10 protein-coding genes are annotated in these 8,923 nt (G+C 54.7%); all 10 read left to right on the plus strand.

Annotated elements, in window-relative coordinates:
* Nucleotides 1-9: 9 nt before the first annotated feature.
* The gene (locus tag OMP95_RS02800; protein ID WP_266325723.1) at nt 10-492 is read left to right on the plus strand and encodes a phage tail tube protein; all 483 of its coding nucleotides are present in this window, start codon (nt 10-12) and stop codon (nt 490-492) included.
* On the plus strand, nt 492-929 hold the full coding sequence (locus OMP95_RS02805) for a phage tail assembly chaperone family protein, TAC (protein WP_266325725.1): 438 nt from the start codon (nt 492-494) through the stop codon (nt 927-929). The genes OMP95_RS02800 and OMP95_RS02805 overlap by 1 nt, the downstream gene beginning before the upstream one ends.
* Before the next feature lie 74 nt (nt 930-1,003).
* The gene (locus OMP95_RS02810; RefSeq protein WP_266325727.1) at nt 1,004-1,144 is read left to right on the plus strand and encodes a hypothetical protein; all 141 of its coding nucleotides are present in this window, start codon (nt 1,004-1,006) and stop codon (nt 1,142-1,144) included.
* Nucleotides 1,144-2,931: a hypothetical protein gene (locus tag OMP95_RS02815; RefSeq protein ID WP_266325729.1), complete on the plus strand. Its 1,788-nt coding sequence runs from the start codon at nt 1,144-1,146 to the stop codon at nt 2,929-2,931. The genes OMP95_RS02810 and OMP95_RS02815 overlap by 1 nt, the downstream gene beginning before the upstream one ends.
* A 65-nt stretch (nt 2,932-2,996) precedes the next feature.
* Entirely contained in the window at nt 2,997-3,629 is a 633-nt protein-coding gene (locus OMP95_RS02820; RefSeq protein ID WP_266325731.1) for a hypothetical protein, read from the plus strand.
* A gap of 3 nt (nt 3,630-3,632) precedes the next feature.
* Nucleotides 3,633-5,696, plus strand: coding sequence for a hypothetical protein (locus tag OMP95_RS02825; RefSeq protein WP_266325733.1), 2,064 nt, complete (start codon nt 3,633-3,635; stop codon nt 5,694-5,696).
* The gene (locus OMP95_RS02830) at nt 5,696-6,826 is read left to right on the plus strand and encodes a hypothetical protein (RefSeq protein ID WP_266325735.1); all 1,131 of its coding nucleotides are present in this window, start codon (nt 5,696-5,698) and stop codon (nt 6,824-6,826) included. Before OMP95_RS02825 ends, OMP95_RS02830 begins: the two co-directional genes overlap by 1 nt.
* Before the next feature lie 86 nt (nt 6,827-6,912).
* On the plus strand, nt 6,913-7,551 hold the full coding sequence (locus OMP95_RS02835; RefSeq protein WP_266325737.1) for a hypothetical protein: 639 nt from the start codon (nt 6,913-6,915) through the stop codon (nt 7,549-7,551).
* The gene (locus OMP95_RS02840) at nt 7,551-8,327 is read left to right on the plus strand and encodes a hypothetical protein (RefSeq protein ID WP_266325739.1); all 777 of its coding nucleotides are present in this window, start codon (nt 7,551-7,553) and stop codon (nt 8,325-8,327) included. Before OMP95_RS02835 ends, OMP95_RS02840 begins: the two co-directional genes overlap by 1 nt.
* Nucleotides 8,327-8,857, plus strand: a complete 531-nt coding sequence (locus OMP95_RS02845; protein ID WP_266325741.1) for a hypothetical protein — start codon at nt 8,327-8,329, stop codon at nt 8,855-8,857. Before OMP95_RS02840 ends, OMP95_RS02845 begins: the two co-directional genes overlap by 1 nt.
* Nucleotides 8,858-8,923: the final 66 nt, after the last annotated feature.

The raw sequence follows: 8,923 nt of genomic DNA on the forward strand, positions 1-8,923 counted from the left end.
GCAATACCAATGGCAGTAGTAAGTAAAGGCATGCATGTCTACATGATGGATCCGGCCGATAATTCGGTTGTCGTAGTTGAGTGTGCGACAAACGTTACGCCCGGCACTTCTCCTAAAGAGCAGGTAGAAACAACCTGTCTCGAAGATACAGAGCGTGATTATAAGCCGGGCATGAGAACACCCGGTCAGGGCAGTATCACGATCAATGTTGACCCAAGCAAAGACAGTCACGTGCGAATGCATGAGCTGTATGAGGATGACACAGTAGATAACACCAAGTGGGCAATTGGCTGGCCTGATGGTTCTGCCGCTCCTACAGTTGACTCCAATGGTGACTGGGTCTTTCCGACTACAAGAACATATTTTTCCTGGAACGCCTATATCGCAGACTTCCCGTTTGTGTTTGAGCTGAATGCGGTGCAAAGCACACAGGTCACAACACAGCGCAAGAAAAACACCAGCGATAGTGGCTGGCATAGAAAGGCTAGTTAATGACAACAAAACTTGATGCGAGTCAGCTGCTCAATGCTGACAATTTCACCGGGCCACCGGTGAAGAAGACCGTGAAATGGAAACAGGATGGCGAGGAACTGGAGGCTGAGGTCTTCGTCCGTAAGCTGCCCTATCAGGCTGCAGTGGATGACTCGGCTGCTATGAATATGGATGAACGGTTGTCGCGTCAGGTGGCGTTGTGTGTTTGTGATGAAAACGGTCAGCCAGTATTCACGGCTGGCGATATCACCGGTGCGGCAGATCCCGAACGCGGGCCGATGCGCCGCGAACTATTCATTGCGCTGGTCAACGTGGTGGGCGAGGTCAACCATTACGCGGGAAAGACGAAGCGCCGTCGGAGCTCGACGAGGTCTGGCACGAGCTCGTCCTCTGCGGCATCGGCGGCCAGACCATCGCGGAAGCGAAGCAGAAAATAAGCATCCCGGAGTTCTTTGCCTGGCTGAATTACCGCAATCAACACGGCCCTTTAAACCCGATGATGCGAATGGACATGGCCATCGGCAATTTCATGGCTGCGTTTGTCAATCGTCATCGCCCGGCTGATCAGGACGTGAAATATCCCTGGGACGTAATGCCGTATCTGAAAGAACCTGAATGGACGCTTGAGCAGCTGCAGGAGATGTGGGACTGATGTCGACAAAACTGGGCACATTAACACTGGATCTGGTCGCCAAGATCGGCGGCTTTACCGGCCCGCTTGAGGAAGCGCGGGGCAAGGTAAAGAAAAACACCGACCAGATGCTGAAAGACGCCAAGAAGTTCGGCAAGGCATTTGGTCTGGCGCTGGGCGCGGGGATCACCGCAGGCGGTGCCGCACTGATCAAGTACACGGCTGACGGGCTGAAGGCAGTGGATTCGCAGGCCAAGCTGGCGCGGTCGCTTGACACCACGTATGACTCCATCACTGCGCTGAATATGGCGTTTGGTGATGCGGGGATTGACGGTTATGAAGCCTCACTCAACAGGCTGAACCGCAGACTTGGTGCGGCAGCGCTGGGTCGTGGCTCAGCGGTTAAAGCCGTTGAAGAACTGAACCTGAACCTGACGGAGCTGGCCAACCTGCCGGCCGATGAGCGTCTCGCGGTCATCGCAGACAGGATCCAGGCGGTGTCACGCAACTCAGCAGAGGCCGCCCGCTATGCCCAGGACTTAGGGTTTGAGCAAAAAGAAGCCGCTCAGTTCTTTATTAAGGGCGGCGATGCGATCAGGCAATACGCTAAAGATGTCAAAGAGCTGGGCTTGTCGCTGAGTGACTTCGAAGCCAGCCAGGTAGAAAAAGCCAATGAAGCGCTGGGCATCTTCGGCGATATCGTCGATAGCGTTAAGCAGCGACTGGCTGCACAAGCCGCCCCTTATCTGGAATATATCGGCAAACAGATTGAAGAAAACGTCCGAGAAATGGGTGGCTTCGACAAGGTTGCTGAAACAACGTTTGACAATATGATCAAAGGCGCGGCGTTTGTCGTTGATGCGGTCGACGGTATTAAGCGCGTCTTTATCATTGCGGGCAATGCAATGGTGGCAACATTTGCGGGTGCGCTGCAGGTGCTTGCAGGCAGCGCCGCCAGGGTGCTTGAAATTCTGGACAAGATACCGACTGTGCGCCTGGCTGTGGATGCCGAAGATATTCGGGCAATGCGTGAGTTTCAACAGCTTCAGGCCAATGTGGCCGCTCAGGGCATTGAGGCAATCAATGAAAATCTGACCGCCCCGCTTGGCGGTGATCGGCTGAGAAACCTGGCCGATAAAATGAAACAGGATATGGCAGCGGCAAGGGCCGAGTTTGAAGCCACGCAGAACAAAGAAAAGACGTTCAGAACGGATTCCGTTGATCTCACCAAAGAGCAAACAAAAGCCCAGGATGAGTACCTGAAAAAGCTCCAGCAAACACAGGAGTTTGTAAACTCCGGACAGTTGTCCGGACTGGACTTCCAGTTTGAACAGTACGTGAATCTGGCGAAATCGGATGTGGTCTCCGGTAGCCAGTTCCTGGATGACCGTATCAGCACACTGAAAGAGATTGTGCAGGATCAGATCAACTCAGGGCTGAACCCCGATTCAATTGCTGTTCGGCAGTCCATCATTCAGCAGTTGGAGCGGGGGCAATTGCCGACAGCCAGCGGGCAGGGCGACCCGAATAACCCTGTGTCAATGTTCAAGGACTACTTCCAGCAGGCGAAGGAGCTCGCCGAGCAGGGCAGGGATTACCTGAAGACCATAGACGAAAGCACCCGCAGCATGGCCGAGGTGATCAAGCAGGAGCTGCCCAATATCGGCGAGCTGACGCTGAAGCTGGATGATGGCAACGGCAATGTCGTCGAAGCGCAGGTTCAGGCCAATAGCGAGCAGATCAGTAACCTGCAGGACTTTTTGAACAACTTCGTTAACGACGAGGCCCGCGCCGCGGCCGGCAATTAAACCCAGGGCGCAGCAAGCCACTTAACCGTGGAGAGTCGCTTGCGCCTTGCATTTGAGGAAAACACATGTCACGCGATGCATCACTGGACAACCTGAGTTATAAATTTTACATAGACTCAGCGCTGACCACGCCGTTTAGTAATCTGTACCAGCTCACTCACAACATTAATTTCAGTGATAACCCTCAGGACTTTACGCTCTATCTGGGCAGCACGGTATCCAATCGGCAGCTACAGGCGAACAGTGATCCCGGGGTGGACAATATCACGCTTACACCGGTTGAGCAGCTGGCCGAGTGGGAGGCGGGTACAGCCTACTCGGCTGGCGATACGGTGGAGCCCACCGTGCAAAACGGGTTTCGCTATGTATGCACCACGGGTGGCACGTCTGGCTCGTCAGAACCTACATGGCCAACATCCGGGATAGGCTCCACGGTAAATGATAACGGCGTGGTGTGGGAGTTAACATCCGAAACCCATGAGCCGACAGAAATGACGCTGGCATTGAGTGAGTCTGATCTGGACGGCAATACGCCGGGCGCCGCCTTGTCGCTTGGTGCCACGATTAACAGTGGTACCGCCAATGCAGTTGAGGTGTGGATCCGCATAGAGAACGCGGTAGACATCATCAGCAACAATGCCGGTAACCCGGAGCTGGCATTTCAGTTCAACGAAATCATCGAATCAGCAACGAGCTAAGTCATGCTAATTAATGGCGCCGGCATTAATGGCGAGGCCATCAATGGCCCGGGGCATATCCCTACCAGCGGGCCGATTGTGGCCAGCGGCATTGCGGTCGAGTTCGAGCAGTCTGTTGTTGCTGTTGCGGCGGGCACCGCTGTCGAGGTTGAGCAAAGCGTTGGGGCCGTCGCTTCGGGCACGGCTGTCGAGTTTGAGCAGCTTGTCGGCATTCTCGCCAGTGGCATTGCGGTCGAGTTCGAGCAGTCTGTGGTGTTTTCTGCCGTTGGCAGTGGCATCGCTGTCGAGTTCGAGCAGGTTGTCCAGGCGGTGGCCGCAGGCATTGCGGTCGAGTTTGAGCAGCGGGTGCGTGATACTAATGCCAGCGCATCGCACCTGGATCTTTTTGGCTGGGATGCCCGCATCACTATCAATGGCAAGTTGGTGCCGCTGTGTGAGATCGGGGGTGAAATAACGGTTACACGCAACGAAAACGCGTCGGCGCTGGCGCAAGTGACGCTGGTCAACAAAACCGGTCAGCAGGATTTTGATGCCTGGCACGGCAAGCAGATCCTCATCGATGCGGATACCGACACCGGCACGCGCCGGATATTCACCGGCACGATTGATTATCCACGCACAGATCTGGTGAATAAAACAATCCGGCTTGATTGCATTGACCGCCGCGAGGAAAGGGTCAATGCCCAACTGTCCAGCCAGGTGAAGTTTGTGGGCTTTTGGTCCCCTGACATCTTCGAAACACCAGAAGACACGGCCGAGGAGTTGCGGCAGCGACTGGAGACAACACCGCACGCGCTGGACTTTGACAGCTACGGCCAGCATCGTGTCACCAGCCTGCTGGCGAAATCGACACCGGATTTTACGCTGGAGCGTTGCGATATCTCCAACGACATACCGGTATTGAATTTATCCACCCGGTCCAGGCTGGTTAATCGCGTGCGCATGGAATTCGAGGCGCGATGGACCCGTCTGCGGCACCGGGAGAAAAGCTTCAAAATTGAAGCCCCCGCCTTCTGTGACTATATGACAGTGCAGGGGCTTGATTACTTGCGCATTGATAGCGTGTATCAGACGCTGGATTCTTTTCCGTGGGCCGTCAAACCGAGCACGATTGATTTTACCTATCTGCCTGATGCGGGCGTTTACAACTGTGGCAATGGGAAATTTATCTGGACGCCGCCGCGTGGATTCGGCAGCGTCAAGGTGGTGCGTGATCAGAATGGCGATATTGTTTATGACGCTAGCGGCAATCCGGTTTATGAACCAGTGGCGGGTTCCAGCGCGGCACCCATATTCTGCCTGTCGGCAAACTGGACGGCAGCGAAACGCTGGGCACAGGATATCAGTGAAAGCATCACCGTCACACTGAACGCCCCACAGTCGATCGGCCAGTATGGTGCTATCGAGCGGACTAACCGCTACGGCTATGACGTAGAGTATGACACGCAGGATTATGAGAGCAACGAGACATACCAGTCGCCAAGCGGGTTTATCTCTGCCGGCAACGGCGACTATTACCTGGACAAAAGCGGCAGCGCAGTAGACTACAAGAAGGCGCTGCAAACAGGGTTTTCAATCTGTGAGGCAACGATTGTCAAGTCGCACCGCGAGAATACGGTGGCGTTCAGGTCACGCAACTTCTGGCCGGATGTTGAGCTATATCACACAGTAGCGATCAACACCGATACGATCACTTGCCGGGGCAAGGTCAAGCAAATCGTCCATAAGCTGAACACGAAGAGCAAGCGGGCGACCACGAATGTAGTGCTGGCGTTGTCACGCGCGCAAGGTGGTCAGTCTCAGGACAGCCTGTCGTTCCCCATACTGGACGCACCACTGGTCGGCAACCCCGGATCGAATGTGACGTACAAGCTGTATCAGGGGCAAGGCGGCGGATCTGGTGGTGGGCTGCTCGGGCAGGGCACCAGTTATGCCACACCTCCGGTAAAAAACAGCACGCTGAAAGCGCCGGACATCGATGAAATGAGCCGTAAGCAACAGAAAACATCTGACAGCTATAGCTACAACGTGGTGCTGCAAAATGATCCATTGGATGTGAACTTCTGATGAGTACAGAATTTGCCGATAACATCCGCCGAATAGCCAGGGGCACCCGCCGAAAGGGCGCCCTAGGTGAATATCAGGAACGTGACCCCGTGCTTGGCGGCACAGTCACGCTGGTCACCAATGCCTACGCATTGGGAGGCGGCACAGGTGGTAGCGGAGAAACGCCTACCAGCAACGCGCCAAACTCGGAAACGCAGCAGCAGGAACAGGGCAATGATCAGCAAGCCCCCAATCCGGATGACCCCAACACATTCTACCGCGGCGGCAGCGGTACAGTCGGCAACCCCGACTCAGCAACGCAGCAGGGCAACTATGACATTGAAGACATCATAGATAAAACTGACGGGCCACAAGCCGCACCGAATCCGGACGGCTCACTGCCAGATGGCTATGATTCATCAATCCGCTCAATGAACGGTGCCACCGACTGCAGCACGGGGCAATGCATTAACTTCCACACCGATGGCAATTTCCCGGCGCCGGAAGGCTGGGAGGATGCGGATACGCCTCCGGATGCTGAAGGTTATGAGAATTTTGATCCAGATTATTACTGGAGTTCGACATTCACGTCCGCCAACGGTTCTGTCATTGTTGTCGAGGAAGCAGCCGTTCCGGTTCTGTATGACTCTTTTATTGCAGCACTGACTGCAATGCCTGAGATCGACGGCTTTTCTGTTTTTTCACCCCTTACAAAAATAAGTGACGTCAGGTGGCGGTTCCAGTGGTCAGCCTTCGATGAGGGGGTTGGAACGGGCGTGATAACACAAAACCTCGACAGAAGTTCTTGCAGTGCTGTCGGTGTGCCTTCAGACGCCTGCATTGCAGCGGTGCCTAAAGCCAGCGAATGGCCAGAGGATGGATGCTATGACCTAGCGCTGATAGACGGCCAGTTCACCACCAACCAATACGACAGCGAAGCCCCGGCAGGGGCAGGCGGCAGCAAAGTGGATTTCTGTTTCGGCGATGGCCGCACCGGATCAGTAGAGGTCACCGCCAACGGCGGCACGATGATCTACGAGACCGTCGGCGGTGTTCCCACGGGGCGGGCCACCGTTTATGGGCAGGATGGTACATATCAGGGGGCAGGCGATGCCACCGAGACATTCATGGACCAGCATCGGCCCAAATAAATAGTTATCCCTGATAACTGTCATCCCGATCTTTATTAATTTGCCATCCCGAGCGCAGCCGAGGGATCTAAGCACCAGAGGTCACCATGCCCGAGTTTCTGTTTAAAAACAATGCCACCACCACACTGAGCGGCGCGGTGGCCGATACCGACACCACCATCACCGTGACCGACGGCGGCGTCTTCCCGACGCCCGCATCCGGAAAAACCGTCCGGGCAACCATCGAGCGCGCCTCCGACAACGCGGTGGAGATTGTCGATATCACGGCCATCAGCACCAACGATCTCACCGTGACCCGCGCCAGAGAGGGCACCACCGCGCTGGCCTTTGCCGACGGTGACGCAATCGAAATGCGCATCACCAAGGAAATGCTGGAAGAAGTCGCCCAAAAATCCGCCGCCAACGAATGGACCGGCGGCCAGTCCGGCCCGCCCGATACGCTGACCGTAGACACCGCGCCAGACCTGACCGCGCGCAATAATTACAATCTGACCCTGACCGGCAGCAACACACTGCCCAACCCCAGCACCATGCCGGTCGGACAGTCCGGTTATATCCGCGTCTCCAAAACCAACGCCGGTGACTCGCTCGCCTACGGCACCTACTGGCCCACAACTTTAGATGATTTTTCCGGCATGGCAGTGGGGGAGAAAGGAGCTATTTATTACAGCGTCATCAGCTCAACCGCTATCGACGCATCAACTAAATATCCGGTGGGGCCGTAATGTCTGTTCCTGGCGGCATTAATCCTCAGTTTTTGAATTTAGGCTTTGACCCTGAAGAGTTGTTTGCCAATGGGGAATATGGCGGACTGTATGTCCCTTCAGATATTTCAACGCTATGGCAAGATACTGCTGGCACAACCCCAGTAACAGCAAGTGGACAGTCAATTGCCAGGATAGATGATAAGTCTGGAAACGGATTGAATTTGATATTAACTGGTGGCAGCGGCGTTACTTATGGGACAGACGGTAATCTTCATTGGATTGACTTTGATGGTGCCAGCTATTTTGAGACTTCGGCACTGACCGCGCCGCTGATGAATAATGGCGAGGGTTCTATGGCTTTTTCCGCAGCATCAGATCAATCAGAGGCGCTAGCTGGCGTTCTCGCAGAGCAGCAGGCAGCGCCGGAAAACAGCAGGCGCATCGTTATGTTTTTTGATACGAGATCAGGAACAAAAAGACACTCCTTCTTTTCGCCTGACGGGACGACGCGCGCGATTGATCTTGATTCTGAAATAGACGGAACAGCCAAGGTGTTTATCATGTCTCATGACGGATCTACTGCAAGGGGTTATATTGACAATACAGCGCAATCTTCGACACTCACGCCCGGCGGCAGCTTTAATGCATCCCGATTTATCCAGCTGGGCCGGCAGCAAGCCGGGCCGTTTTATTTTGACGGGAAACTGTATGGCGCGGTGATTAGAGATACAGAGCTGACAACAGCGCAAAGAAACAATCTCAACGCGTATTTAGCGACTAAGGCGGGCATATAATGTACGCAAGACAAAACAATATCAAAATAACATTCCCTGCCGTCATTGACGGGGTGCGGATTAAATCAGTCCAGTGGCTATCTGGTCAAACAGACAAATGGCGCAGTGATAACGGCATCACGCTGCACGACGACGCTGTCATGCCGAAATATGACCGGTTGACACAATCACGGCCACAGTTGGGAGACGATGGCGAATACCTGCCGCCAGAAGACTTGCCGTTCGAGCAGGCCACTGCTAATGTCATCGCAGATTATGACGCCAGAATTGAACAGCGACTCAACGCAGAAGCGCAGTCACGCACGTACAACAGCATTGATTCGATTGCCAAGTATCAGGGCTATGATAACAAGTTCCGCCTGGAAGCTGAGGCGCTGGGCGCCTGGGTGGCTGACACATGGGACACGGCGCACGCGATTTTAAATGAGTGGCAAGCATCACAAGCCACCGATAACCCTCAACCCATTCCAACGTGGGACGAGATTGAAACTCAACTACCGGCCGCCCCAGCCATTGAGGACGCGGCTTAACACGTAACCGCCAAATAAGCACCACACCCAACCGCCACCCGGCGGTTTTTTTATGTCCGGAGGTTT

The organism is Methylophaga sp. OBS4 (genome assembly GCF_026319305.1).
Lineage (GTDB): Bacteria > Pseudomonadota > Gammaproteobacteria > Nitrosococcales > Methylophagaceae > Methylophaga.

Bases quoted from the DNA above. Each gene is read 5' to 3' on its own strand.
- OMP95_RS02840 (WP_266325739.1), top strand. From the start codon at position 7,551: ATGTCTGTTCCTGGCGGCATTAATCCTCAGTTTTTGAATTTAGGCTTT.
- OMP95_RS02815 (WP_266325729.1), top strand. From the start codon at position 1,144: ATGTCGACAAAACTGGGCACATTAACACTGGATCTGGTCGCCAAGATC.
- OMP95_RS02820 (WP_266325731.1), top strand. From the start codon at position 2,997: ATGTCACGCGATGCATCACTGGACAACCTGAGTTATAAATTTTACATA.
- OMP95_RS02805 (WP_266325725.1), top strand. From the start codon at position 492: ATGACAACAAAACTTGATGCGAGTCAGCTGCTCAATGCTGACAATTTC.
- OMP95_RS02810 (WP_266325727.1), top strand. From the start codon at position 1,004: ATGGCCATCGGCAATTTCATGGCTGCGTTTGTCAATCGTCATCGCCCG.
- OMP95_RS02800 (WP_266325723.1), top strand. From the start codon at position 10: ATGGCAGTAGTAAGTAAAGGCATGCATGTCTACATGATGGATCCGGCC.
- OMP95_RS02835 (WP_266325737.1), top strand. From the start codon at position 6,913: ATGCCCGAGTTTCTGTTTAAAAACAATGCCACCACCACACTGAGCGGC.
- OMP95_RS02845 (WP_266325741.1), top strand. From the start codon at position 8,327: ATGTACGCAAGACAAAACAATATCAAAATAACATTCCCTGCCGTCATT.
- OMP95_RS02825 (WP_266325733.1), top strand. From the start codon at position 3,633: ATGCTAATTAATGGCGCCGGCATTAATGGCGAGGCCATCAATGGCCCG.
- OMP95_RS02830 (WP_266325735.1), top strand. From the start codon at position 5,696: ATGAGTACAGAATTTGCCGATAACATCCGCCGAATAGCCAGGGGCACC.